The following is a 26,421-nucleotide window of genomic DNA, read 5'->3' as shown; positions in this document are numbered from 1 at the left end:
CCGCCGAGTCCGGCCCGAGGGCGGTCTCAGTTCCAGAAACGGAACTCCAGCTGGCCGAGCTGGGCGTAGAGCGCCTCGCCGCCCATCAGGTCGAAGATCCACCCGGTGAGGCCGAACAGCGTGTCACTCAGCACGGTGATTCCCAGTTCCGGCAGACCGAGCAGCAGGGCGAACAGCGCGAGCGGTGCCCAGGGGCGGGCGATCTGCCCGTAACGGCGGGCCTGGTACGGCAGATACGGCTCTAGTGCCCCGTAACCGTCCAGACCCGGCACCGGCAGGATGTTCAGCACGAAGGCGATGATCTGTACATAGGCCAGATAGGACAGACCCGCTGCCAGACCGAGCGGCGGCTGGAACAGCGCGACCGACGTCACCAGCAGCGCACCGAGCACCAGGTTCGTCAGCGGACCGGCCAGCGACACCGCGGACTCGACACCCTTGGACCGCAGCGCGTGCCGATTGATCCACACCGCCCCACCGGGCAGGGGGATGCCGCCGGCGAGCAGGAGCAGCATCGGCAGGACCAGGCTGAGCACCGGATCGGTGTATCGGCGGGGGTCGAGGGTGAGGTAGCCCTTGGCGCGCACCGAGTGGTCGCCGCCCCGGAAGGCGACCGCCGCGTGGCCGAACTCATGGAGGCACAGCGACACCGCCCAGCCGCCGATGACCAGCAGCACGATGCCGGTCGTCAGTGCGATCTGCTGCTCCACGAGCGTCAGCAGCGCGCCCGCGACGGTCACGGCGAGGATGACGAGGAACAGGGGGCTCGGCCGGACGGCGGATCGCATCACGAACCCAGTGTGTCCCATCGCGGAACCCGGTCGGGCGATGCGGCGTGGGCGGCTTCGGGCCGGTGCTTCCCGGAATGGTCCAGCGAGGTCGGAGACACCGCCGTCCGGACGCTGCCGAGGTCGTCGAACAATCCCCCATTCGGATGAGCTCGGCTTGACCCCCTGCGGTTACACAGGTGTAATCACATCGGTGTCATTCGGCGTCCTGGAGAGGGGCGACGGGTGACGTCCGCCAACCGGGGAGTGCGGAAGGCGAGGAGGCGGACGTGCGGGAATTCGAAGAGAACCGTGCGGCAGAGCGGGGAGACCTTCGGCTTGGGGAGCTCGAAGGACTGACCGATCTGTTCGACACGGGGGATGAGGAACAGGATTGGCAAGAGCGTGCACTATGTGCACAGACGGATCCTGAGGCGTTCTTCCCGGAGAAGGGAGGCTCGACCAGGGAGGCCAAGCGCATCTGCGCAGGCTGCGAGGTGCGCGCGGAGTGTCTGGAGTATGCGTTGGCGCATGACGAGCGCTTCGGTATCTGGGGCGGCCTCTCCGAGCGGGAGAGACGCAAATTGAAGAAGCGGGCGTCCTGAAGGAGGCCCGTTCGGCTCGTCGGCTCGGCTGGGTGGGCCTGCCCGGGATGACGAGCACCGCCATCCGTGGCGTCGACCCTGGATCGTCTTCGTGTGATGATCCGGGGTTGATTTTCGTTCATGACCTTAATCGGAAGAATACTCCGAACCGGATGATCAGGGCAGCACTCCATTCTCCTCGGTCGGCAGAACGGCGGAAGTCGAAGTGGGTTTCCGCTCTCGTGGCTCGATGATTCGCGAACTGTGTCTGCCCGCTCCGGCGCCCCCACCCGTCGAGGTCCTGACGACCTCGACGGGTGGGGAGCGCCGTGAGCCGAGCCTGAGCCAGGCCGGTCCCTGCGCCCGTGCCCAGTCGAGGACGCCGCGTCGCGACGGAAGCCCGGCGCCACGGTGTGGGTGACGACGTGGAGCGGGTGACGACGTGGAGCGGGTGACGCCGTGGAGCGGGTGACGGCGAGCAGCGGGCCGCGCACGGACTCGGTCGGCGCCGCGCATGCGTCGTCGTTCACGGCGGGCGGCCGCTCCGACGGCGGGATGCGTCAGACGCCGGGCGTCAGTCCTCCGGCGGAGTAGGGATGACGCGCAGATGGGCCCGAGGGCCCCGGGTGATCGTGCCCTCGACCGCCTCGTGTGCCCGATCGGCGCGCCCCGCCTCGCGAACCGCCTCGGCCAGCGCGGTCAGATCGTCGACGGTGGGCTGCGGAATCGCGAACTCGCCCTCATAGCGGACGACCTCCCAGCCCTTGGGGGCGGTGAGCCGCATGGCATGGGCTTCACAGAGGTCGTAGCTGTGTGGTTCCGCGAAGGTGGCCAGCGGCCCCACCACGGCAGTCGAGTCCGCGTAAGCGTAGGTGAGCGTGGCGACAGCCGGGTTCGTACACCCGGTTCGCGAGCACCGTCTCACGCTCCGCACAGCGGCGACCATAGCGCCCTTCTTCCTCACCGCGTAGCAGCCACGCGGATGACACTTGTCCGTGACATCTTCCAGGTAGCCGCAACCTGGTCTGTTCTCGGCCCGCAGCGGCCCTCGCCGCGCACGGCGTACCCTCGGCGCCGTGGTCGCAGCGCACGGATATCAGCGACGGACGCGGTCCCGTCGAGATCGCCGAGGACGAGGTCTTCGGGGCGCACTGTATCCGCCGTCGACTCCGGCCGCACGGAGTCGATCGGAGAAGTTCGACGCCCTGGTCCTGGAGGCGCTCGAGCCGTTGGAGCAGCGGTGGCGCACCGAGCTGACGCAACTCGACGTGGCGGTCGACGACGTCCCCGAGTTGAACGCCGAACCGCACGCCGAGGCGGAGCAGGGCGTCGACGTGGTCGAGGACGGCCGGGTGCCGCTCGCGCGGCTGATCCCGGCGGGAGTCGACCGTCGGGGCGTGCCGACGAGGGCGCGCATCGTGCTCTACCGGCGGCCGCTGGAGGCCAGGGCGCAGGACGGCATCGACCTCTCCGACCTGGTCCACGACGTGCTGGTGGAGCAGGTCGCCAGTTACCTCGGACTCGATCCCGACGTGGTCGACGGCGACTCCTGAGCCTGCCGGGACGCATGGCCGGGGCGGTCCCCGGTGCGAAGTGCACCCGTCCGGAGCAGTCCGCCCGGTCCGCCCGTCCACGCCGCCCGGGACCGCCTCGGTCCGTCCTATCGCGGACATACCGGGGAGAACGCCCCGCCCCTCGGCGAGAGCCCACGTCGTCGTCACAGGTCAGCGCGCGTGTCGGCGGCGACGGACCCGTCAGGCGGCCCGTCGGGTCGCGGGCAGCACGGAGGTCCTGCGGGCGTCACCTGTCGATCACGGACCGCACCGACCCACGCGGCGGAGGAGGCGACGCCGGTAGGCTGCGATAGGCAGGGGCGCCGGCAGCAGGCGGGCCCGCAGACGAGGGAGAGTGGCGTGCACGACCTGTCCGGCATCGTCAAGGCGTATGACATCCGCGGCGTGGTCGACGAGGAGCTCGACGAGGCCGTCGTCCGCGACATCGGCGCCGCCTTCGCCCGGCTGGTCGGCGGGCCGGCCATCGCCGTCGGCCACGACATGCGCGACTCGTCGCCGAGACTCTCCACTGCCTTCGCCGAGGGCGTCACCGGCCAGGGCGTCGACGTCGTCGACATCGGCCTGGCCAGCACCGACCTGCTGTACTTCGCCTCCGGGCGACTCGACCTGCCCGGCGCCATGTTCACCGCCAGTCACAACCCGGCGAAGTACAACGGCATCAAGCTCTGTCGGGCGGGCGCGGCTCCGGTCGGGCAGGACAGCGGACTCGCCGAGATTCGAGACATGGTCGAGAAGGGCGTTCCCGGCTTCGTCGGACGCCGGGGCTCGGTCAGCCGACGTGAACTGCTCGCCGACTACGCCGCCTACCTGCATGAACTGGTGGACCTGTCCGGTTCCCGGCCGCTGACGGTGGTGGTCGACGCCGGCAACGGCATGGGCGGACACACCGTCCCCGAGGTCTTCAAGGACCTGCCGCTGACCATCGTCCCGCTGTACTTCGAGCTGGACGGCAGCTTCCCGAACCACGAGGCCAACCCCCTCGACCCCGCCAACATCGTCGACCTGCAGGCCAAGGTCCGCGAGGTGGGCGCCGACGCGGGCCTGGCCTTCGACGGCGACGCCGACCGCTGTTTCGTCGTCGACGAGAACGGCGACCCGGTCTCTCCGAGCGCCGTCACCGCGCTGGTGGCCGTGCGGGAGCTCGGCAAGGACCCCGGCGGAGTGATCATTCACAACCTGATCACCTCCAAGGCGGTCCCCGAGATCGTCGCCGAGCACGGCGGCAGCACGGTGCGCACCAGGGTCGGCCACTCCTTCATCAAACAGAGCATGGCCGAGACCGGCGCCATCTTCGGCGGCGAGCACTCCGCTCACTACTACTTCCGTGACTTCTGGCGTGCCGACACCGGCATGCTGGCGGCGATGCACGTCCTCGCCGCGCTGGGCGAGCAGCCGGACCCCCTGTCGGAGCTCACCCGTGAGTACAGCCGTTACGCCGCGTCCGGCGAGGTCAACTCCACGGTGGCCGAACCGGATCAACGCATGGCCCAGGTCAAGGCGGCGTTCCTCGACCGGGAGGGCGCCACGGTCGACGAGCTCGACGGACTCACCGTGGAGGTCGCCGACGGCTCCTGGTTCAACCTGCGCCCCTCCAACACCGAACCGCTGCTGCGGCTCAACGTGGAGGGTCCCGGCGACGCCGAGATGGCACGACTGCGAGACGAGGTCCTCTCGATCGTCCGCGGATGATCGCGGCGGACGAGAGTGTGCATCGCTGACTTCAACCGGCTAGGAGGAACCGTGTCCGTCACCCTCGACGCTCGTCTTCTGGAGATTCTCGCCTGCCCGTGCCCGGAGCACGGCGCACTCGTGGTCGGCACACCGGAGGATTCCGACGCCGACCTGCTGACCTGTACGAGCTGCGACCGTCGGTTCCCGGTCCAGGAGGGCATTCCGGTGCTGCTGCTCGACGAAGCAGTGGCAGGCCCCGGCACGCCGCCCTCCGGCTCGACCGACGGAGTCTCGACGAGCAGGTGATCGAGATGCTCGACCGTGACCTCGGCGAGGTGCTCGACGACGCCGCACTGCTCCAACGTGCCGACGTCGTCGGGCTGCTGCGCGACGGCGCGACGGCAGGCGCCCAGATCCGTTCGACGCAGGAGAGCGCGGTGGAGGCCGACCTCGCCGCACGGATCGAGGACCGGCCGAGGGCGTTGGTGCTGCTCTGCCGGTCCGCCGTCGGCGCGACGGCCGCGCGGATGCTGGCGGCGCTCCTGGGACCGGTGTGTCCGGTGCCCGTCGTCCTCGCCGATCTCGTGCCCGCCTGGGTCGGTCCCTTGGACGTCGTCGTCGGACACGTCGAGGACGGACACGACCGGCCGCTCGCCGAGTCGGTGTACCGCGCCGCTCGTCGCGGTGCCCGGCTGCTGCTGACCCTGCCGGAGGACGGACCCGTCGCCGCCGCGGCGGCGGGCTCCTCGGTGCTGCTGTACCCGAGGGTCGCCGCGCCCCCGGGACTGAGCCTGCCCAGGGCCGTCACCGGCGGCCTGCTCGCGGCCCGTGCGCTCGGGCTGCTCTCCGTCGACCTCGACCGCGTCGCCGACGGCGTGGACCGCGAGGCGGAACGAGACCATCCCGTCCACGAGACCTTCGTGAATCCGGCGAAGACACTGGCCCTACGGCTGTCCGATCGGATTCCGCTGCTCTGGGGCCTCGATCCGGTCGCGACGGCCGTGGCCGCCCACGCGGCCCACTCGCTCGCCGCCTTCAGCGGCCTGGTGGCCGACGCGGGCGACTATCAGAACGCCGTCCGCCGGCCCGCGCTGTACCGCTCGGTCGCCGGGCAGGCACAGAGCCTCGACATCTTCGCCGACCCGGACGATCAGGTCGCGCCACGCCCTCGGGTGCTGCTGCTGTCGATCCAGCGTGGCGACGAGGCCATGGCGCTCGCCCGGCAGGCGGGCGAGGCCGTGCCCGGCGGCGACGTCGTGTCCCCCGAGACGGACCTCGACGGCCCGGCGGGCGGCGACGCCGACGTGCTCGGCGCGTTGACCCTCGCGGCGAGATTCGACCTCTGCGCCGTGTACCTCGGCCTGGCCACGGGAGCGCTGGGCGGCTCGGGAGAGCTGGCCGGAGCAGGTCGCTGACCCGCCTGTCCCGGCGCATCGCACCCGTCAGCCTTGTTGACCGCAGACTAGGGAACGAGAGACCGAAGTGGACCTGCTGCGCAACCCCGTGCGTCCCTACGCCTGGGGGTCTCGGACCGCCATCTCCACTCTCCTGGGCCAGCCGGTGCCCGCGCCGCATCCGGAGGCCGAACTCTGGCTCGGCGCACACCCCTCCGACTCCTCGACCCTCGTCCGTGCCGACGGCTCCGAGGCCGCGCTCGTCGAAGTGCTGCACGCCGATCCGCACAGTCAGCTCGGCCAGGCCTGCGCGCAGCGGTGGGGCGGCCGCCTGCCCTTTCTGATGAAGGTGCTCGCCGCCGACGAGCCGCTGAGCCTGCAGGCACACCCCTCCGCCGAGCAGGCCGCCGAGGGCTTCGCCAGGGAAGAGGCCGCCGGGGTGCCGCTGGACGCCTCCGAACGCAACTACCGGGATCGCAATCACAAGCCCGAGCTGATCTGCGCGCTGACCGAGTTCCACGCGTTGGCGGGTTTCCGGGACGCCGACCGCACCGTCGAACTGCTGGCGGCGCTGGACGTTCCGCAACTGGCCCACTATGTCGACCTGCTCGCCGCCGTCCCCGGCCCCGAGGGCCTGCGCGCGTTGTTCACCACGTTGATCACCCTGCCGCAGGGGGCGGTCGACGCGCTGCTGCCGCCGGTCCTCGACGGCTGCGTCCGGCACGTCCGGGAGCACGGCACCTTCGACCGCGAGTGCCGAACCGTGCTGGAACTGGGCGAGGCGTACCCCGGTGACGCGGGCGTGCTGGCCGCGCTCCTGCTCAACCGGGTCGTGCTGGAGCCTGGCGAGGCGTTGTACCTGCCCGCGGGGAACCTGCACAGCTACCTGCGGGGAACCGGGGTCGAGATCATGGCGAACTCCGACAACGTCCTGCGCGGCGGCCTGACGCCCAAGCACGTCGACGTCCCCGAGCTGATGCGGGTGCTGGACTTCCGGGGCGGCGACATGCCCGTCCTGACCGGTGAGCGTCGTCGGGACCGCGTCACCGTGTATCCGACCGAGGCATCCGAGTTCGAGCTGTCCAGGTTGGACTGGTCGGCTGCGGACGGCCTGGACGCGGACGCGACGGTGCGGCTGGAGCCCGTCGGCCCCCAGGTGCTGCTCTGTACGGCGGGTCGGGTCCGGCTGCTCGCCGAGGACGGCGGCATGTTGACGATCTCCCGGGGCCAGGCGGTCTGGCTCGCCGCGGTCGATCCCGCGGTGGAGGTCGTCCCGGTGGAGCACGACGACGAGGGACGCGCCCAGCTCTTCCACGCCACCGCCCCGATCTGATCGGCGGCCCCGCCGGGTCGTCGCGCGGCCCGACACACCGGCGGTGACTGGGCCTTCGGCGCCGATGACTGCCAGACTGCTCACTGTTCGTCAATTTCCCACCATCGGGAGATACCGTCTCGTGGTTCGGACGCCGGGACGGACAGCAGGGAGGTCGAGCAGATGGCACGCGGCCTGAAACGGGTCAAATCGGTCGAGCAGTCGATCGCGGACACCGACGAGCCGGGCAGCAGACTTCGGAAGGATCTGACGGCCTGGGATCTGATGGTCTTCGGCGTGGCGGTCGTCGTGGGCGCGGGCATCTTCACGCTCGCCGCGCGCACGGCGGGCAACATCGCAGGCCCCTCGGTGTCGTTGTCCTTCGTGCTGGCCGCCGTGACCTGCGGACTCGCCGCGCTCTGCTACGCCGAGTTCGCCTCCACGCTCCCGGTGGCGGGATCGGCGTACACCTTCTCCTATGCCACCTTCGGCGAGTTCCTCGCCTGGATCATCGGGTGGGACCTCATCCTGGAGTTCGCCCTGGCCGCCGCCGTGGTCAGCAAGGGCTGGTCGGACTACCTGCGCGAGATCCTCCTGCTGGTGGGGCTCGACGTGCCGACACAGGTCTCGTCGGGCGGTGTGGTCTTCGACTGGGGTGCGGTGCTGCTCGTCGCCGGGCTGACCACCGTGCTCGTGCTGGGCACCAAGCTGTCCTCACGGGTCAGCCAGGTGATCACGGCGGTCAAGGTCGCCGTCGTCCTGTTGGTGATCGTGGTCGGCGCCGCCTATGTGCGTGCCGAGAACTACACGCCGTTCATCCCGCCGCCCGCCGACGGCTCGACGGGGGCCAGCGGACTGGACCAGTCGCTGCTGTCGTTGTTCTTCGGCATGGAGACCAGCACCTACGGGGTGTTCGGTCTGCTGGCCGGTGCCTCGATCGTGTTCTTCGCGTTCATCGGATTCGACGTGGTCGCCACGACGGCCGAGGAGACGCGCAATCCGCAGCGGGACGTCCCCCGGGGCATCCTCGGCTCGCTCGCCGTCGTGACGGTGCTGTACGTGCTGGTCGCGCTGGTCCTCACCGGGATGCAGCCCTACACGGAGCTGGCGACGCCGCCCGGCGGCGACGACGCGACCCTGGCGACGGCCTTCGCCGCGCACGGCGTGGACTGGGCGGCGGCGGTGATCTCGGTCGGCGCCCTCGCCGGTCTGACGACCGTGGTGATGGTCATGATGATCGGCCAGGTGCGCGTGCTGTTCGCGATGTCCAGGGACGGGCTGGTGCCCAAGGTGCTCTCACCGACCGGTTCCCGCGGCACGCCGGTCCGCTCCACGCTGCTGGTCGGCGGGGTGGTGGCCGTCGTCGCGGGATTCTTCCCGGCGGGCACGCTGGAGGAGATGGTCAACGTCGGGACGCTGTTCGCCTTCATCCTCGTCTCGGCTGGGGTCATCGTGCTGCGCCGGACCAGGCCGGATCTGAAACGCGGCTTCCGCGCGCCGCTGGTGCCGCTGGTACCGATCCTGGCGATCCTGGCCTGCGTCTGGCTCATGCTGAACCTCACCGCGTTGACCTGGGTTCGATTCCTGGTGTGGATGGGCCTCGGCGTGCTGATCTACTTCGTCTACGGCAGACGACACTCCCTGCTGGGCATCCGGCAGCGGGCGGAGGCACGACGTGCGGGCGAGCCCGGGGACGGCTGAGTCGCTCGCGGTTCTCGGTGCGGGCCGGGGCCCGAGTCGGGCGGCAGGCGGATGTCGGCTCGGAGCTCGCGACTCGTGCCGACTCGGCGGCCCTGCCCGGTCTGTGGTGGTCTCGGTCGGCCCGGGCGACCGGTCGTGCGGGTGGGTCCGGTCGTGTGGGTGGGTCCGGTCGTGTGGGCGGTCCGGTCGACCCAGGGCGGTGAAGCCCGTCTCGGATGCCCGGTCGGCCCAGGGCGGCTCAGGACGGTCCCGGCGGCCCGCGCACGGGCCGCCCGGGGCGAGATCGGCCGGTTCTCAGCTCTTTCGTCGGCCCGGCAGATCGCCGCCGCGTTCCCAGGGTGTGCTCTTGCCCCTCGGGGCGTCGGGGGCGACCGGATCGCCGTTCTCGTCGACGACCACCACGTTGTCGCGTCTCGACTTCTTGCGGCCCGCCCGGCCCTTCGCCTGCGTCGGGCCTCCCTGGGCGGGGCCTGTCTGGGTCGGGCCTCCCGGGGAACCGGTCCGCGGCCCGTCCGACTCCCGTCCCGGCTCCGTCGTCGCCGGACTCACGCCGTCGCCCGAGGGCAGCGCCGTCATCGACTGCTCCGCCGTCGCGGGCCGCACCGCGTCGACCCGGGTGACCACGATCGTCGGCACCTCGGGCTCGCCGTCGTCCGCGCCGTCGAGGGCGTCGTCGAGGTCGTCGGGCTCGGTCACATGGCCGCGGACGCCCGCCAGCAGGTGGGAGTACTCACCTGCCTGGCCGCGTGGGGGCAGCTCCAGTCCGGCGGCGATCGCCACGGCCCGATCCCACTCCGGATCGGAGTTGAAGTCGTTGTGGCCCAGTACCCCCGGCCCCCACCGCTTTCCGGTGAACGGCCCGCGCGCCGGGTCGGGCAGCCAGTGGTCGCCGCCCAGCACCAGCGCCCCGCTCGGGCTTCTGGTGGCCGACGGCAGCGGCCCCTCGGTGCCGTCGGCGCGGAAGCCCACACCGATGAGCGTGCCCTCGTACACCTGTCGATTCCAGGTGGTCACGCCGCCGCCCAGGGCGTCGGTGCCGCGGCACAGCGCGCGCCAGCGGCCGGACAACGAGCCGGAGAGCTCCGTCAGCGACTCGTGCGGCACGACGGCGGGGAACGCCCTCGGATAGGCCCACTGGAGCTGGGAGCCCACGGTCACCAGGCCCAGCCTGGCTCGGTCGGAGTCCGGCAGCGTCCGCAGCAGCCTGCCCGCGGCGACCGCCGCCAGCAGACTGCCCTGACTGTGGCCGACCAGCACCACCCGTGCCGCCGGGTCACGCAGATGCTCCGTGGCCCGGTGCACCAGCTCGGGGACGACCTTCAGCGCGTAGCACGGCGGCACCGTGGGATGCGCCTCCCGCGGCCAGAAGCAGGTGAGGTCCGCGAGGACGCCCAGCAGTCGGGCGGTGTTCGGCCTGCTCTTGGCCAGGTACACGGTCCGAACCAGGGCCAGCGCGAACACCGCGAGGGCGAGCACGCCCACCGTCGCGAGCGGCTCCAGCCATTCGGGCACGTCCGCGTCGGTGACGTACTGGATCGACGCCACTCCGGCGCCCAGGGTCAGCAGCAACGCGAAGGCGAGGAGCGCGTGATGCAGATGCTCCCGCTCCAGATTCGCCCACCACCAGGCGCGGGCGGCCGTCCGACGGTCGTCGGGGCGTCCGGCATGCAACAGGGTCGCCTCGGCGGGAGCCAGCCGATCCTGATGTTCGGCGAGCCAGCGTCGAGTCAGGATCACCGGGACGATCACCGCCAGCGCGAGCAGACTCAGCACGGCCGTCGCGCCCCACAGCACCGTCACCGTCTCGTACGCGGGCGGCGGAGTCACGTGCTCGGTGCCGAGCAGCGTCACGACGGTGAGGGCGATCCCTGCGCCGAAGCCCGCCCCGAGGAGACCGGACATCGCCAGCACGGGCGCGGCCATCCAGCCGCCCGCCCACGGCCGCAGACTCCTCGGCCTGTTCGCCCACTCGCGGCGAGCCGACCAGGCGGCCGGGGCCAGGAGCACCGCGAAGAGCAGTGCGCAGCATGCGAAGCCGAGGACCAGCAGTCCGATGGTGTCTCCGGAGAACCGCGCGGGCGTCGACGACGGCGAGGGCAGCGGACGCATCACCACGACCGAGGCGGCGAGTACCGCGACGCCCGACGTGACGATCAGCTTGCGCGGCACGGCACCCAACAACAGGCGTAGTCCTCGGGACGCCGCGGCCGGGGGATGGGCCGGATCGTCGAGCAGCAGCACCCCGACCAGGCTCACCAGGAACAGCACGACGGCCGAGACCCAGACCTGGGCGGCGGTGGCGGTCAGCGGCCCCGCCGGGCCGCCCGTCGCCATCACCGCCGCCGTGGCCAGCGCACCCGTGGTGTGCAGGGCGCGCAGTGCGGGGGTGTCCGGGTCGGCCTCCACCGCGTCGCCGGGCAGCACCGCGCTCTGCGCGGGCGGCGGCGGCACGTCCTGCCGCATGCCCGACAGCTTCGAGGCCGGATTGGTCGAGGCGCCCGCCTCCGCCTTGTTGACCTCCCAGTCGACCTTCGCCACCTGATGCAGCAGCAGGATGAGCAGCGCGGGCGGCACGAGTCCCACGGCGAGCCTCGCCCACTCGCCGCGCAGCCAGTCCGGCGCGACACCCGCGAGGCAGGGCCCGCCCGGCTGGAGACACTGCGCCGCGACCAGATCCAGGCTCACGACGGTCACCTGGGCGACCAGCAGGGCGGTGAGCAGCAGCGACGCCACCCGCAGCAGCGCGCGCAGCGCATGACCGAGCAGATGGCCGAACCGACTGTCTCGACGTGCGGGCGGCAGCATCCAGTGCGCCACATTGGCCATGGCGAAGGGGAAGAGCATCGCCCAGGCCGCCTTCGCGAGCCCACCCGAGGTCATCCGACCCCACAGATAGCCCTCGACGATGCGGGGCACCGGCCGTGCCGTCGTCTGGAGGACGGGGCCGGGCGCGGGTCTGCGCAGCCGATCGGCAGGCCGGACCACTCGGCCGAGGCCGTCGCCCGCCACCTCCACGGCGGCCACCGAGTCGGTGAGGCGTTCCGGAGTGGTGCCGAGGATGCCGTGCACACGCAGCTCCACGACGCGGGTGTCAGGACCGGGAATCGCCACGGCTGCTCGCCCTCCTGCCACGTCTTGACCAAGGACGTCGATTATCGGTTCTTCTGGTCGTGTTCGTCGGCAATCCTCTGCGATCTCGTGGTCCTTCGCGAGCACATGGGGTCATCGGCGTGGCGGGCGGTACTGTTCGGAAGTCGATCGAGTCGGGTTGAGGAGTCGTGAAGATGAGTGCCGAGAGGTTGCAGACGCGGGCCGGTATCGACTTCGCGGTGGCGGACCTGTCGCTGGCCGAATTCGGTCGCCGGGAGATCCGTCTCGCCGAGCACGAGATGCCTGGTCTGATGGCCCTGCGGCGTGAGTACGCCGAGGTGTATCCGCTGAGAGGGGCCCGAATCTCGGGCTCGCTGCACATGACCGTGCAGACCGCGGTGCTGATCGAGACGCTGGTGGCGCTGGGTGCCGAGGTCCGCTGGGCCTCCTGCAACATCTTCTCCACCCAGGACCATGCCGCCGCCGCCACGGTGGTCGGCCCGCACGGCACTCCCGAGGAGCCCGCGGGCGTGCCGGTCTTCGCCTGGAAGGGCGAGTCGCTGGAGGAGTACTGGTGGTGCACCGAGCAGATGCTCACCTGGCCGGACGGTGCCACGGCCAACATGATCCTCGACGACGGCGGCGACGCCACCATGCTGGTGCACAAGGGAACCCAGTATGAGAAGGCCGGTGTCGTCCCGTCGGCGGACGACTCCGACAGCGACGAGTTCCGTGTCTTCCTCGACCTGCTGCGCGCCTCGCTGGCCGTGGACGCCTCCAAGTGGACCAAGACGGGCGAGGCGATCCTCGGCGTCACCGAGGAGACGACCACCGGCGTGCTGCGGCTCTACCAGCTCGCGGCCCAGGGTGAGCTGCTCTTCCCGGCGATCAACGTCAATGATGCGGTCACCAAGTCCAAGTTCGACAACCGCTACGGCATCCGACACTCGCTGATCGACGGAATCAACCGGGGCACCGACGTCCTCATCGGCGGCAAGGTCGCCGTGGTCTGCGGCTACGGCGACGTCGGCAAGGGCGCCGCGGAGTCGCTGCGCGGTCAGGGCGCGCGGGTGGTCGTCACCGAGATCGACCCGATCTGCGCGCTGCAGGCGGCGATGGACGGTTACCAGGTGAGCACCCTGGCGAACATCGTCGACAAGGCCGACATCATCATCACGACCACGGGCAACAAGGACGTCGTCACGGTCGACGACATGGCCCGGATGAAGCACCAGGCCATTCTCGGCAACATCGGTCACTTCGACAACGAACTCGACATGGCCGGCCTGGCCAGGTTCCCCGGCATCCACCGCATCGAGATCAAGCCGCAGGTGGACGAGTGGGTCTTCCCCGACGGGCACTCCATCATCGTGCTCTCCGAAGGCAGGCTGCTGAACCTGGGCAACGCGACGGGTCACCCGTCGTTCGTCATGTCGAACTCCTTCTCCAACCAGGTGATCGCACAGGTCGAGCTGTTCACCAAGCACGAGGAGTACGACCGCGAGGTCTTCCGACTGCCGAAGAAGCTCGACGAGAAGGTCGCGTTGATTCACCTGAACGCGCTCGGGGGCGAACTGACCCGGCTCACCAAGGAGCAGGCCGAGTACATCGACGTCGACGTCGAGGGGCCGTTCAAGCCCGACCACTACCGCTACTGATCAGCGCTCCGGCGCCCTCGTCACCTCGGGTCGGGACCGGCCCGAGGTCGGCGTTGGCGTGCCGGACCGGCCCGTGACGGACCCCCTTCTACCGCGTCACGACACGGGACCGCGCGGGCAGGGCCGTCGGTCGGCCGTCGGGCCGGCCGGCTACGGTGGCCGCCGTGAGTCGCTTGATCGTGATCGAGGGCATCGACGGAGCCGGAAAACGGACCCTGACCGACCGACTGCGCGCCGGGCTCGCCGCCCGGGGTGCGTCGGTCGGATCCGGGGCCTTTCCCCGCTATGGGCAGGACGTGCACGCCGATCTGGTGCGGGAGGGGCTGCACGGCAGGCTGGGCCCGCTGGGCGACTCGGTCTACGGCATGGCCGTCCTCTACGCCCTGGATCGCCGTGACGGCGCCGAAGGGGTGCGTAAGGCCCTGCGTGAGCACGACGTCGTCCTGATCGATCGCTACATCGCCTCCAACGCCGCCTACGGCGCGGCCCGGCTGCACGAGCCGATCGACGGAGAGTTCGTCACCTGGCTGCACGATCTGGAGGTGGACCGCTTCGGTCTGCCGAGGCCGGATCTTCAACTCCTGCTTTCGGTGCCGCCCGCGACGGCGGCGGCTCGTGCCGTGCGGCGTGCCGAGTCCGAGGCCGACCGCGCGCGGGACCTCTTCGAGACCGACGACGGGTTGCAGGCTCGTTGTGCGGCGCGCTATGCGGAGCTCGCCGGGGTCTCGTGGCTGTCGCCCTGGGTGGCCGTCGACGGAGCCTCATCGGTGGACGTGAACGGGTTGGTGGATGTCGTACTCGGCTGAGGATGCTCCGGTCGACGTGGTGCGGGCTCTGCTCGCCGAGGCCGCCGAGCAGACCGGGTTCCCGCTGCCCTCGTGGGCACACGAGGAGCACGGCGTGCACACCATGATCGACATCGAGCCGCCGAACGAGGAGGCGACGAGCCTGGGCATGTGGGTGCTCGGTTCGATCGTGCTCGTGTTCCTCGACATCGAGCAGCCGGTGGAGTTCGACCTGCGACTGGAGGACGATCGTGTCCGGCTGGTCGGTCTGGTGACGGCGGTCGTGCTGGGAACGGTGGAGCTGGACGAGGCCGTGGAGCGTTCCGGGGTGCGGTCGAACGCCGTCCGGTGGCCGGGCGGTTCCGCGGAGCTGGAGGGCACACGGCCCGTCATCTCGCGTGAGCTGCTGCCGAGATTCCTCCTCCGTCGCAGCGAGCCGGAACTGCGGGTCAGACGACTGCTGCCCTGGTCGGCGGCCTGAGTCCGCCGGGCCGGCCGACCCCGGCCCGGCCGAGGGCACACCGGTCCCGACTCGAAGGGAGATCAAGTCGAGACGTGTGAGTCGGTAACGTTTTCGGGCGCATCTGCGGTGTAGTCCAGAGCTACGCCGATAGGGTGACCAATGTCACCTCCAGTGAGTGCGAGGTGCGTGAGTGGACAGAGACCAGTGGGTCGGGGGACAACGGGTCGGAATCGCGGAGGCCGCTCAGCAGCGGGTGATGCGGACCAGGTCAGGACCCAGTGCGACGATATGGGGCATGAAGTCGCGTGTATTGGTGGTGGACGACGACCCGGCGTTGGCGGAGATGCTCACCATCGTCCTACGGGGTGAGGGCTTCGAGACGGCGGTCGTGGGGGACGGGGCACGAGCGATGCCCGCCATGCGCGAATTGAAGCCTGATCTCGTTCTGCTGGACCTGATGCTGCCCGGGATGAACGGCATCGACGTCTGCAAGGCGATCCGATCAGAGTCGGGGGTGCCGATCGTGATGCTCACCGCGAAGACCGACACGGTCGACGTGGTGCTGGGGCTCGAGTCCGGAGCGGACGACTACGTCGTCAAGCCGTTCAAGCCGAAGGAGCTGGTGGCGAGGATTCGTGCCCGCCTCCGTCGTACCGAGGCGGAGCCCGCCGAGACGCTGGGCATCGGGGACCTGACGATCGACGTCCCCGGTCACGAGGTGACTCGAGAGGGCAGGCCCATCCAGCTCACTCCGCTGGAGTTCGATCTTCTCGTCGCGCTGGCCCGCAAGCCTCGCCAGGTGTTCACCAGGGAGGTGCTGCTGGAACAGGTGTGGGGTTATCGGCACGCGGCGGACACGCGCCTGGTGAACGTGCACGTGCAGCGTTTGCGGTCGAAGGTCGAGCGCGACCCCGAGCACCCCGAGGTGGTGCTCACCGTCCGCAGCGTCGGATACAAGGCGGGCCCGCCGTGAGGTGAGCCGTCGAGACCGGGCCGCAGGGCCCCGGCGGGGAGGATGACACGCTCCCCGTCGCCCAACGACGACGGGCGTGATTTTTCACTCCATCGAGTGAGATTCAGGCCTGCGTGGCTGCAGACGGATGGCACGGGTTGATTACGGGCTGCCGCCTGCGCCGGAGACTCTGGTAAAGCCTGCGGTGGCACAGGTCCAGAGACGGCGGAGCAGAGGCGGGCTTGCGGTGGGAGTCGGTACTGCGCGAGGCACTGCGGCGGGCCGGGCCGTGGTGCGCGGTTTCCTGCGGGCTCGCCGCCTCGTCCGGCGGCGGCTCGCGGCGTTCACCGCGTTGTGGCGACGCTCGCTGCAGCTGCGGGTCGTCATCAGCACCCTGGCGCTGTCCTCCGCCGTCGTGTTCATCCTCGGCATGGTGCTGCAGGCCGAGATCACCAACCGACTGCTGGACAGCAAGCTGACCGCCGTCACCTCCCACGCCTACACGAGCCGGGACACCGTCGAGCGGCTGCTGGTCAACGTCAACCCCAACCGCGACGACTTCCAGGCATCGCTCAGCAGCACCCTCACCGACCTCAGCAGCACCGACAGCTCCGACGACTCGACACGGCCGGCGGCGGGCGTGTTCGAACCGGTGCTGGTCGACGGGCACGGACCCGCCCGCTGGGAGGAGAGCCAGCTCGCCGTCGGACGCCATGAAGACGTCCCCCAAGAACTGCGCACCCAGGTGGAGGACGGCGCCCTCAGCTATCAGATCACCACCGCCGTCCGCGAACACGAGGCCGTGCGGATGCTCGTGATCGGCATCCCGGTGCAGACCACCAACCGCTACGTGCAGCTCTACCAGCTCTATCCCCTGACCAACGAGGAACAGACGATCGGGGTCGTTCAGAGCACCCTCGTCCTCGGCGGCCTGGCCATCGTGCTGCTGCTGGCCGGGGTGACGAGCCTGGTGACCAGACAGGTGGTCCGCCCGGTCCGACAGGCCGCCGCCGTCGCGGAACGTTTCGCCGAGGGCGACCTCGACGACCGGATGCGAGTGGTCGGCGAGGACGAGGTCGCCAGGCTCGCCGAGTCGTTCAACGAGATGGCCGCCAGCCTCCAGGACCAGATCCAGCGGCTCGAGGAGTTCGGCACCCTGCAACGCCGCTTCACCTCGGACGTCTCGCATGAGCTGCGGACCCCGCTGACCACGGTGCGGATGGCCGCCGACGTCCTGCACGCCTCCAGAGACCAGTTCCCCGCCGGGCTGGCACGTTCGACGGAGCTGCTGGTCAACGAACTGGACCGATTCGAGTCGCTGCTCGGCGACCTCCTCGAGATCAGCAGGCACGACGCGGGCGTGGTGGACCTGAGCTCCGAGACCGTCGACCTGCGCTCCTCGGTGCACCGGGCGATGGAGGCGGTGCACGGCCTGGCCGCCAACGCGGACGTCACCATCGAACTCGACCTCCCGGTGCGGCCGGTGCTCGTCGAGATCGACTCACGGCGCATCGAGCGGGTGCTGCGCAACCTGCTCGCCAACGCCGTCGACCACTGCGACGGCAATCCCGTGGTCGTCACGCTGGCCGCCGACCGCAACGCGGCGGCCATCACCGTCCTCGATCAGGGCATCGGGCTGCGGCCCGGCGAGGAAGAGCTGGTGTTCAACCGATTCTGGCGGGCCGATCCGTCGCGGAACCGCCGTACCGGAGGCACCGGCCTCGGACTGGCCATCAGCCTGGAGGACGCCCGACTCCACGGCGGCATGCTGGACGCCTGGGGCGAGGTCGGCGTCGGGGCCTGCTTCCGGTTGACGCTGCCTCGGAGGCTGGGTGAAGAGGTCAACGGCAGTCCGCTGCCGTTGCCGCCCGTCTCCGTCGCGAGCTCTCTCGTGAACTCTGGTGCTACCTCCGTCGTCGGCGACGTCCCCGGTGAGCCGGCCCCGCAGCCCGCGCCTCCGCAGCCGGACTCCGTCGCGAACGCCCTGCGCTGGCAGGCGGCCGATGAAGAACCCGCCGAGGAGCCTGCTCGGCCCGTGGGCGGCCGGGACCGGGCGCGAGGCGATGACCAGCCGACGGCCTTCCACAGTGGGGAGGAGCCGGGGGAACTGGACCGCGGCGCGGAGCCGAACGAGAATCGACGGTACGACGAACGACCGAAGCAGCGCACGGACCGGAACGGGGAGCACCAGGCACGCGGCGAGCAGGCCCTCGAACCGAGGCAGGCGCGCGATCCTGACCCGGCGGCGGGCGAGGGGGATTCGAGATCATGAACCGGGCACGCACCGGCAGGGCCTGCATCGCGATCCTGCTCGGACTGGCGATGACCTCCGGATGCGCGGCCATCCCGGACTCGTCGACGCCGATCAAGCTCGATCAGGTGGTCGAGGGCGGCCGGGCCAGCGAACCGGAGCCGCCGGCGAGCAGCCTCAGCGCCACCGAACTGGCCAGGAGCTTCCTCGCCGAGAGCGTCGACCCGGACGACGATCACCGCGCCGCGCGCCTGCACCTCACCGAGGAGGCGGCCGAGGCGTGGAACAGCGGCGTCAGCATCCACTTCCTCGGCGGCAACTACAACGCGATCGACGCGCCGGACCAGGTGGTCTCCCCAGACTCGCAGGACACCGCGGTCGTCGAGGTGTCCGGCTGGGAGGTCGGGGTGCTCAACGAGTACAACGCCTACGAGCCCCGGTCGCAGGAGGTCGAGTTCCGGCTGCCGATGCGCTGGACGGACGACGGCTGGCGGATCACCGAGGCGCCGCCGGGCGTGATCATGCCGATCGACGACTTCCGCGATCACTATCAGCCGGTACAGCTGTACTTCTTCGCGCATGACCGGAAGGGCCTGGTGCCGGAGCGGCGCTACCTGCCGCCCGCGACGAACAGCAGCCAGCCGGGACAGATCGTCGAACTGCTCAAGAAGGGGCCGTCGCCCGCGCTTCAGGGCGCGGTGCATCCGGTGCTGTCCGCGGGCGTGGACACCAGACACGCGGTGGCCGAGAACGAGGACGGCGTCATCGAGATCGACCTCACCAACCTCGGCGAACTCACCCAGGACGGCCGACGCGAGATGGTCGCGGGTCTGGTCTTCTCGCTGCAGTCGTTGCGGCCCACCCCGGTGCGGGTGCTGGTGGAGGGCGTCGACATCCTCCCGGATCAGACCGAATGGCATCGTGAGGACTTCGACGACCTCCGTCGGGCCGTCGCGCCGAACCCGGACCTGTCGAGCCTGGTCGTGCGGGACGGCCAGGTGCAGAAGCTCACCGTCGACGGCGAGGCGGTGCCGGGCCCGGCAGGCGACGGCACCTATCACGCTCGCAGCGCCAGCCAGTCGATCACCGGCTCGCGGCTCGCGGTGGTCGGCGACGATGCCGTGGGCGGGCGAGACCTCTGGGTCGGGGAGTACGGCGAGGAGCTCAGCCCCGTCCCCGTCGAGGCGACGACCCTCACCAGACCCACCTGGCGGGCCGGTGCCAGCGAGTTGTGGACCGTCGCCGACGGGCGGACCGTTCTCCAGGTCGTGGCCACCGGCGAAGGCGGCTGGCAGGCCACCGAGGTGTCCGCGCGCGAGCTGCACGAGTACGGCGAGGTCACGGCCCTGCGCTTCGCACCGGACGGCATGCGGGTCGTGGCCATCGCGAACGGGAGGCTCCTGGTGGGCGCGATCGTGAGTGACGGGGGCAACCCGAGGATCGGCAACCTGCGTGAGCTTCCACTGCCGCGCAGCCCGCAGGCCACGGCGGTGAGCTGGAACAGCCCGTCCGTGGACTCGCTCGACGGAGATCTGCTCGTGGTGGCCACCGACAACCCGGACGCGCCGGTGGTGCGTCTCCAGGAGGACGGTCTGGACGGCCGCACCTACCAGCCGACGAACCTGAGCCCGCCGGTCACCGAGGTGACGGCCTTCCCAGGGCAGGACGTCATCGTCGCGGATCAGAACGGGTTGTGGACCTCGGCCGACGTGAACGGGTACTGGAAGCAGCTGCTCCGGGTCAGCGGCTCCAGCGTGACGCCCTCCTATCCGGGATGACGGCCGAGGCGCGCCGCGGCGGCGTTCGACGCGGAGCGCCGGCCGGCGAGGTCTTGAGCACGGCGACGCGGCCGCGGTCAGGCGGCCTGCTCGTTCGCGCACGGTCGTGAGCATGACGCAGGGCTGCTCTCGGTCCGAGTGCGGCGGTTCGGCCTACGTGGCCTGACGACGGCCGCGGCGGGGACACGAGGACCTCGGCCTGCCCGCGCGTCCGGTGCGACCCTCCCGTCGAGCCCGGCGCGGCGATCCGGCTCCATGCCGCGGTGGTTCGGGCGGGCTGTAGTGGGCGGCGGCGCGGCTCGCGTGGTCGACCGATGTCGCGGGCGCTCACGAAGGAGATCGGGTCTCCGGGCGGCGGACCGCCGTCGCCGGTGGTCGCCCCTCGGCATCGGGCGATGGGGATGTCGGAGCCGTGCGGCGTGGGGCGCCGAAGTGGGTGGGGTGCCGGCGGAGCGGACCGAACGGGACCGAACGAGCCGATCAGGTGCGATCCGAGCGGCACGCGGGACCGACCGGGCACCATGTGCACCATGCGTGTCCTGATGAATGCCCTGCGTGACGTCGGGGATCTGATGCTGCCCGCGTGCTGTGTCGGCTGCCCGGCGGAGGGCTCGTCCTTGTGTCCGGAGTGTCGGTCCGAGTTCGGCCTGCCCGCCGTGGTGCCGGGCCTCGAGCGGAAGGCGGGCGTGCCCTGCCACGCGCTGGCCGGCTATCGCGGGGCCGCTCGCGAGGCGGTGGTGGCCTTCAAGGAACGTGGTGTCCGCTCGCTTGCCAGACCGTTGGGAGAGCTGGTCGCCGCCGCGCTGCCGTCCCTGTCCGGCGGCGGGGCGGCCGGGTGGTGGCTGGTGCCTGCGCCCTCCCGCCCGGCCGTCGCCCGACGGCGCGGAGGCAATCACGTCGAACGGCTGCTGCGGTTCACGGCCAAGGCCGTCGCGGAACGCGGCGGCACCTGCGCGCTGGCGCCCTGCCTCACGCTGGCGGCCGGGGTCGTGGAGTCGGTCGGCCTGGACGATGCGGGCCGTGCCGCGAACCTCGCCGACCGGGTGCGGGTGCGCCGCGCGGGTCTGCCGCCTCGCGGCACGTCCGTGATCCTCGTCGACGACGTCGTGACCTCGGGGGCGACCGCGGCCGCGTCGATCGGCGCGCTCGATGTGGCGGGAGTGGAAGTCCGTGCCGTCCTCGCGTTGACCTCGGCCCGGGGTCTCGGCGCGGCGGCGTCGGGCGGGCGCGTCGGAGATCGACGATCCGTGACCAGCCGGCCCGCCTTCGAGAACCTGTGATCTGTATCACTATTTCGAGCCTGTCGGGCTCGGAGGGTCAGGCCTCGAAAGGGTGACGGGCGCGGGCCGTCGCGTGGACGCCGTCCGCTCCGGTGGATCTTCCCTCGAACGGGGGGCGCCGATGCGGCCGTTTCGGGGAACTCGTCGGCCGTTCGGCTCGTTATGGGGGTATGACATGGCCGAACGCGGCTCCGCGGACCCAGGGGGAGACTCCGGGGTGCGGCGCGTTGGGTATCACCCAAACGGGTGTTATGAACATCGTTCGGGTTCGTGAGGTGGGTCCGGAAAGCGCTTGTCGGCCGGTCAGATCACGTTCCGTGTTCATCGGTCGTCCCCCAAGTCGGGACTGTCATCCACGTCACAGGGCGGCTAACGTCCTCCGCTATCGACAGACTTGCAGCGGGAACGACCCGATTGAACAGCGACGAGGGAGGGGATAGGCACAGCCGTCGAGTGATGGGCACACGCTCCCAGTCGAGTGACAGCCGATCCCTCGAAAGCCCGTGAAGGTTCACTCGCACGACTGCGAGGAGGTCGCACATGGACATCGTCGTCAAGGGCCGCAACGTCGAGGTGCCCGAGCACTATCGGACACATGTGGCGGAGAAGCTGGACCGCCTCGAACGTTACGACCGCAAGGTCATCAGCTTCGACGTGGAACTCTTCCACGAACCCAACCCGAGGCAGACGAAGAACTGCCAGCGGGTGGAGATCACCGGCAAGGGCAAGGGCCCCGTGATTCGCGCGGAGGCGACCGCCGCCGACTTCTACGCCGCTCTGGACGGCGCCGTCACGAAGCTGGAGAGCAGACTCCGTCGAGCACACGATCGCCGCAGAGTCCACTACGGACGACGCAACCCCACGTCGGTGGCGGAGGCCACCGCCATCCCCGACCTGCTGCCGGACGCGACCAGCGGCCAGGTGAACGGCGAGCGAGGGAGCACAGCCGTGTTGAAGGCGACCGAGGTGGAGACGGCAGAGGACCAGCGTTGGCAGCACCTCGCCGACAGCCACGAACCGGGGCAGATCGTCCGGGAGAAGCAGCACCCGTCGACGCCGATGACCGTCGACCAGGCTCTGTACGAGATGGAGCTGGTCGGCCATGACTTCTACCTCTTCGCCGACGCCGAGAGCGGCAGGCCGAGCGTGGTCTACCGCAGGCACGGCTTCGACTACGGCGTCATTCAACTCGTGTGAGCAGGCCGCCGCGCGGGCGAAGCTCGCCGGGAGCAGTCGTCGCGGACCCGGACCGGTCGGGCAGTCGGGTCCGCTGAACCGATCGGCATCGTGAACACCCTCCGCGCCGCGCGATCGTCTCCGTCGACGCGACGTCGGGAGGCGGTGATCCGTCGCCGCGGCGACGCCACGACAGCGTGTTCTCGCCAGAACCTCCGCCCCGTCGCGGTCTTCGCGGCGGGGCGGAGCGCTGTCACGATGCGGCGCCGTCTCGCCGTCTCGCGGGGCGGTGTCGCCGCGGCAGGTGGACCGTGCGGCAGACGGGCACTCCTGCCCGCACGAGCGGGTCTGCCCTGGCGCGACCGGCGGCGCGGAACCGCCCGGCACCCGGCGAGGCCCGGGCCCGGCCTGCACCGCCTGCCCGTCCGCTCGCGTGCGGCCCGCCAGCCCCGCCCGCCGCAGACGGCCGGCCTTCCCGGCGAGATCGCCGTCGCGGGCTCTCACCCCGCGGCATCGGATGCTCACCTGCGGTGATGGCGGACATGAACGCCCGTCCGACCGACGCGAGCCCCGACCTCGACCGTCGCGGACGGTCGTCGAGCGGCTTGACGTGGTCGCCCGGCGGCCCAGACCTCGGATCTCGAACGCCGACCACCTTGCGAGGCACCGGGGTTGATCGGGCATCCTTGAACCAGGTGTCCATCGGCAGGCGGTGAGGCCGCCACCTGCGTGGATGCCGTCGACACCCTGTCCATGCCTACGATGGCGGCAAAGCGTCCTGACCGGGCGCATGACGATCAGCTAGTGAGGTCGACCGCATGGTCCTGTCTCGACTGCTCCGCGCCGGCGAGGGCAAGACGCTCAAACGCCTGCGGATGATCGCGGCGCACGTCAACTCCCTGGAAGACGACTTCGTCGATCTCAGCGACGCCGAGCTTCGTGCGAAGACCGACGAGTTCCGTCAACGCAACGCCGACGGCGAGTCGCTGGACGAACTGCTCCCCGACGCATTCGCGGTCGCCAGGGAGGCCGCCAAGCGCACGCTCGGTCAGCGGCCCTTCGACACCCAGGTCATGGGCGGCGCGGCACTGCACCTCGGCCAGGTGTCCGAGATGCGCACCGGTGAGGGCAAGACCCTGACCTCGGTGCTCGCGATCTACCTCAACGCCATTCCCGGCGAGGGCGTCCACGTCGTCACGACCAACGACTACCTGGCCAGACGTGACTCCGAGTGGATGGGTCGCGTGCACCGCTTCCTCGGCCTCAAGGTCGGCGTCATCGCACCGCAGATGACGCCGGACCAGCGTCGCGAGGCCTACGCCGCCGACATCACCTATGGCACGAACAACGAGTTCGGCTTCGACTACCTCCGCGACAACATGGCGTGGAGCATCAAGGACTGCGTCCAGCGCGGGCACCACTTCGCCGTCGTCGACGAGGTCGACTCCATCCTCATCGACGAGGCCAGGACTCCGCTGATCATCTCGGGGCCGACCGACCAGTCTTCGCGCTGGTACCAGGAGTTCGCCAGGCTCGCGCCACTGCTCAAGCGCGACGAGCACTACGAGGTGGACGAGCGCAAGCGCACCGTCGGCGTCTCGGAGAAGGGCGTCGAGCTGATCGAGGACCAGCTCGGCATCGACAACCTCTACGAGGCCGCCAACACCCCGCTCGTCGGCTACCTGAACAACGCCTTGAAGGCCAAGGAGCTCTTCAAGAAGGACAAGGACTACATCGTCCGAGGTGACGAGGTCGTCATCGTCGACGAGTTCACCGGCCGCGTCCTGGCCGGTCGGCGCTACAACGAAGGCATGCACCAGGCCATCGAGGCCAAGGAGCGGGTGCCGATCAAGGCCGAGAACCAGACGCTGGCCACCATCACGCTGCAGAACTACTTCCGGCTGTACGACAAGCTCGCCGGGATGACCGGTACGGCCCAGACCGAGGCCACCGAGCTTCAGCAGATCTACAAGCTCGGCGTCGTCAGCATCCCCACCAACCGGCCCGCCATCCGTAAGGACCAGCCGGACCTCGTCTACAAGACCGAGCAGGCCAAGTTCGAGGCGCTCGCCGAGGACATCGAGGAGCGGCACCGCAAGGGGCAGCCGGTGCTGGTCGGCACCACCAGCGTCGAGCGCTCCGAATACCTGTCGAAGCTGCTCACCAAGATGTCGGTCCCCCACGAGGTGCTCAACGCCAAGCACCACGAGCGGGAGGCGCTGATCATCGCCCGCGCCGGACTCAAGGGTGCCGTCACCGTGGCCACGAACATGGCCGGTCGCGGGACCGACATCGTGCTCGGCGGAAACCCCGACATCATCGCGGACGCGGAGATCCGGGCCCGAGGGCTCGACCCGGTGGAGACGCCCGAGGAGTACGAGGCGGCCTGGGACGAGGTGCTGGCCGAGACGAAGGCCGCCGTCGAGGCCGAGGCGGCCGAGGTCCGTGCCGCGGGCGGGCTCTACGTGCTGGGCACCGAACGTCACGAATCGCGCCGGATCGACAACCAGCTGCGTGGTCGCGCGGGCAGGCAGGGCGACCCGGGCGAGTCCCGGTTCTACCTGTCGTTGGGCGACGAGCTGATGCGCCGCTTCAACGCCGCGATGGTCGAGGCGGTCATGAACCGGCTGCGGGTGCCGGAGAACGTGCCGATCGAGCACAAGATGGTCACGAGGGCCATCCTGTCGGCACAGACGCAGGTCGAGCAGCAGAACTTCGAGATCCGCAAGAACGTCCTCAAGTACGACGAGGTGATGAACAAGCAGCGTCAGGTCATCTACGCGGAGCGCCACCGCGTGATGGAGGGCGAGGACCTCCAAGAGCAGATCGAGCACATGATGACCGACGTGATCACCGCGTACGTGGAGGGTGCCGCGGGCGAGGGCGACGTCGAGGACTGGGATCTCGAACAGCTTTGGACCGCCCTCAAGACGCTCTACCCGATCAGCCTGGATCACAAGAAGCTCGTGGAGGACTCGGAGCGCGGGCTAACCAAGGACGAACTGCTCCGGGCCGTGCTCGCCGACGCTCGCGAGGCATACCGGATCCGCGAGGCCGAGATCAACGAGAAGGTCGGCCAGGAGGACGGGATGCGCCAGCTCGAACGGCGCGTGCTGCTCTCCGTCCTCGACCGCAAGTGGCGTGAGCACCTCTACGAGATGGACTATCTCAAGGAGGGCATCGGTCTGCGGGCGATGGCCCAGCGCGACCCGGCGATCGAGTATCAGCGCGAGGGCTTCGACATGTTCTCGGCGATGCTGGAGGCGCTGAAGGAGGAGTCCGTCGGGTTCCTCTTCAACATCCAGGTCGAACCCGCCGAGAGTGCCAAGCCCGCGGCCGCGCCCTCGGGGCCGCCCGTCGCCGTCACCGTCGGCGGGTCCGACGGCGATCCGGCGGCAGCCCCCGCGCCGGCCGGATCGAGCGGCAACGGCCGAGCGGGTGGCAACGCCAACGGCCAGCGGTCAGCGAACGGGCAGCGGGCGGCGAACGGTCAGCGCGGCGGCAACGGCCGCCGCCCCGCGCCGCCCGCCCAGCAGCCACGGGCGCCGCGTCCGGAGGAGGCCGTGCCGCCCGCGCTGCGTGGCAAGGGACTCGGCGGCCCCGGCCAGCAGCGACTGACCTACACCGGTCCGGAGGAGGGCGGCGGCGTCGAGACACGGCGCAGCGGCCAGTCGGGGACGGGCGGCGGCCGAGCGAGCAACGCCAGCCGCAAGGACCGGCGCGCGGCGGAACGCGCTCAGGCCAAGCGCGACAAGCGGAACTGAGACACCGAGGGCCGACGCCGGAGGACCGGAGCTTCTCCGACGTTCGAGACCTCGGCTGCCGTCGAGGCGCGGTTTCTCAGGACAGCCCGTCGAGGTGGGGCAGGCGTGGTGCGCCTGCCCCGCCTTCGGGGGTGCGGCCGACGATGGCGGCGTCCCAGCCTGGAGCCCGGCGAACCGGATCGGCCCGACCGTCGGGCGCCCGCCGTGGCGGTGGCCGGTCG

The 26,421-nt window shown here is 70.5% G+C and carries 19 protein-coding genes; 16 read left to right on the top strand and 3 right to left on the bottom strand.

Annotation, left to right across the window (positions count from 1 at the left end):
• Positions 1 to 26 precede the first annotated feature (26 nt).
• Complete coding sequence (locus tag AHOG_RS24660) at positions 27 to 791, bottom strand: site-2 protease family protein (RefSeq protein WP_093944780.1); 765 nt, start codon at positions 789 to 791, stop codon at positions 27 to 29.
• Positions 792 to 1,123: 332 nt separating this feature from the next.
• Here AHOG_RS24660 and AHOG_RS24655 point away from each other — a divergent pair, with 332 nt between their 5' ends.
• Complete coding sequence (locus tag AHOG_RS24655; RefSeq protein ID WP_169725951.1) at positions 1,124 to 1,372, top strand: WhiB family transcriptional regulator; 249 nt, start codon at positions 1,124 to 1,126, stop codon at positions 1,370 to 1,372.
• Between the two features lie 553 nt (positions 1,373 to 1,925).
• Here the strand turns inward: AHOG_RS24655 and AHOG_RS24650 are convergent.
• Complete coding sequence (locus AHOG_RS24650; RefSeq protein ID WP_093944779.1) at positions 1,926 to 2,276, bottom strand: DUF3499 domain-containing protein; 351 nt, start codon at positions 2,274 to 2,276, stop codon at positions 1,926 to 1,928.
• 151 nt (positions 2,277 to 2,427) lie between these two features.
• Between AHOG_RS24650 and AHOG_RS24645 the strand changes: the two genes are divergently transcribed.
• The 6 genes from AHOG_RS24645 (at position 2,428) to AHOG_RS24620 (ending at position 9,003) form a co-directional block, all read left to right on the top strand.
• Entirely contained in the window at positions 2,428 to 2,904 is a 477-nt protein-coding gene (locus AHOG_RS24645) for a metallopeptidase family protein (protein WP_093943447.1), read from the top strand.
• Between the two features lie 360 nt (positions 2,905 to 3,264).
• On the top strand, positions 3,265 to 4,614 hold the full coding sequence (locus AHOG_RS24640) for a phosphomannomutase/phosphoglucomutase (protein ID WP_093943446.1): 1,350 nt from the start codon (positions 3,265 to 3,267) through the stop codon (positions 4,612 to 4,614).
• A gap of 51 nt (positions 4,615 to 4,665) precedes the next feature.
• A complete protein-coding gene (locus tag AHOG_RS24635; protein ID WP_093944778.1) occupies positions 4,666 to 4,902 on the top strand; it encodes a Trm112 family protein in 237 nt (78 codons plus the stop codon).
• A gap of 5 nt (positions 4,903 to 4,907) precedes the next feature.
• A complete protein-coding gene (locus AHOG_RS24630; RefSeq protein WP_093944777.1) occupies positions 4,908 to 6,011 on the top strand; it encodes an SIS domain-containing protein in 1,104 nt (367 codons plus the stop codon).
• 67 nt (positions 6,012 to 6,078) lie between these two features.
• Positions 6,079 to 7,323, top strand: a complete 1,245-nt coding sequence (manA, locus tag AHOG_RS24625; protein ID WP_093943445.1) for a mannose-6-phosphate isomerase, class I — start codon at positions 6,079 to 6,081, stop codon at positions 7,321 to 7,323.
• Positions 7,324 to 7,485: 162 nt separating this feature from the next.
• The gene (locus tag AHOG_RS24620) at positions 7,486 to 9,003 is read left to right on the top strand and encodes an amino acid permease (protein WP_093943444.1); all 1,518 of its coding nucleotides are present in this window, start codon (positions 7,486 to 7,488) and stop codon (positions 9,001 to 9,003) included.
• 294 nt (positions 9,004 to 9,297) lie between these two features.
• Here AHOG_RS24620 and AHOG_RS24615 read toward each other — a convergent pair whose 3' ends face one another.
• Positions 9,298 to 12,114, bottom strand: a complete 2,817-nt coding sequence (locus tag AHOG_RS24615) for a hypothetical protein (protein WP_184451081.1) — start codon at positions 12,112 to 12,114, stop codon at positions 9,298 to 9,300.
• Positions 12,115 to 12,287: 173 nt separating this feature from the next.
• On the opposite strand from AHOG_RS24615, the gene ahcY reads away from it, so the two are divergent.
• The 9 genes from ahcY (at position 12,288) to secA (ending at position 26,200) form a co-directional block, all read left to right on the top strand.
• Positions 12,288 to 13,751, top strand: coding sequence for an adenosylhomocysteinase (ahcY, locus tag AHOG_RS24610; protein WP_093944776.1), 1,464 nt, complete (start codon positions 12,288 to 12,290; stop codon positions 13,749 to 13,751).
• Positions 13,752 to 13,915: 164 nt separating this feature from the next.
• Positions 13,916 to 14,557 carry a dTMP kinase gene (locus AHOG_RS24605; RefSeq protein ID WP_093944775.1) on the top strand — a complete coding sequence of 214 codons (642 nt, stop codon included), beginning with the start codon at positions 13,916 to 13,918 and terminating at the stop codon, positions 14,555 to 14,557.
• Complete coding sequence (locus AHOG_RS24600) at positions 14,541 to 15,017, top strand: hypothetical protein (RefSeq protein WP_093943443.1); 477 nt, start codon at positions 14,541 to 14,543, stop codon at positions 15,015 to 15,017. Before AHOG_RS24605 ends, AHOG_RS24600 begins: the two co-directional genes overlap by 17 nt.
• Positions 15,018 to 15,294: 277 nt before the next feature.
• The gene (gene mtrA, locus AHOG_RS24595) at positions 15,295 to 15,972 is read left to right on the top strand and encodes an MtrAB system response regulator MtrA (protein ID WP_093943442.1); all 678 of its coding nucleotides are present in this window, start codon (positions 15,295 to 15,297) and stop codon (positions 15,970 to 15,972) included.
• Positions 15,973 to 16,198: 226 nt separating this feature from the next.
• Positions 16,199 to 18,223 carry an MtrAB system histidine kinase MtrB gene (mtrB, locus tag AHOG_RS24590; RefSeq protein ID WP_376700095.1) on the top strand — a complete coding sequence of 675 codons (2,025 nt, stop codon included), beginning with the start codon at positions 16,199 to 16,201 and terminating at the stop codon, positions 18,221 to 18,223.
• Entirely contained in the window at positions 18,220 to 19,980 is a 1,761-nt protein-coding gene (locus tag AHOG_RS24585) for an LpqB family beta-propeller domain-containing protein (protein WP_093943440.1), read from the top strand. The genes mtrB and AHOG_RS24585 overlap by 4 nt, the downstream gene beginning before the upstream one ends.
• 530 nt (positions 19,981 to 20,510) lie before the next feature.
• Complete coding sequence (locus tag AHOG_RS24580; RefSeq protein ID WP_184451083.1) at positions 20,511 to 21,260, top strand: ComF family protein; 750 nt, start codon at positions 20,511 to 20,513, stop codon at positions 21,258 to 21,260.
• 540 nt (positions 21,261 to 21,800) lie between these two features.
• Positions 21,801 to 22,457 carry a ribosome hibernation-promoting factor, HPF/YfiA family gene (gene hpf, locus AHOG_RS24575; RefSeq protein ID WP_093943439.1) on the top strand — a complete coding sequence of 219 codons (657 nt, stop codon included), beginning with the start codon at positions 21,801 to 21,803 and terminating at the stop codon, positions 22,455 to 22,457.
• A gap of 797 nt (positions 22,458 to 23,254) precedes the next feature.
• The gene (secA, locus tag AHOG_RS24570) at positions 23,255 to 26,200 is read left to right on the top strand and encodes a preprotein translocase subunit SecA (protein WP_093943438.1); all 2,946 of its coding nucleotides are present in this window, start codon (positions 23,255 to 23,257) and stop codon (positions 26,198 to 26,200) included.
• Positions 26,201 to 26,421: the final 221 nt, after the last annotated feature.

Origin of the sequence: Actinoalloteichus hoggarensis (assembly GCF_002234535.1) — a bacterium.
Taxonomy (GTDB): Bacteria; Actinomycetota; Actinomycetes; order Mycobacteriales; family Pseudonocardiaceae; genus Actinoalloteichus_A; species Actinoalloteichus_A hoggarensis.
Note: the sequence above shows the minus strand (reverse complement) of the source record. Positions and strands in the feature narration are given on the sequence as shown.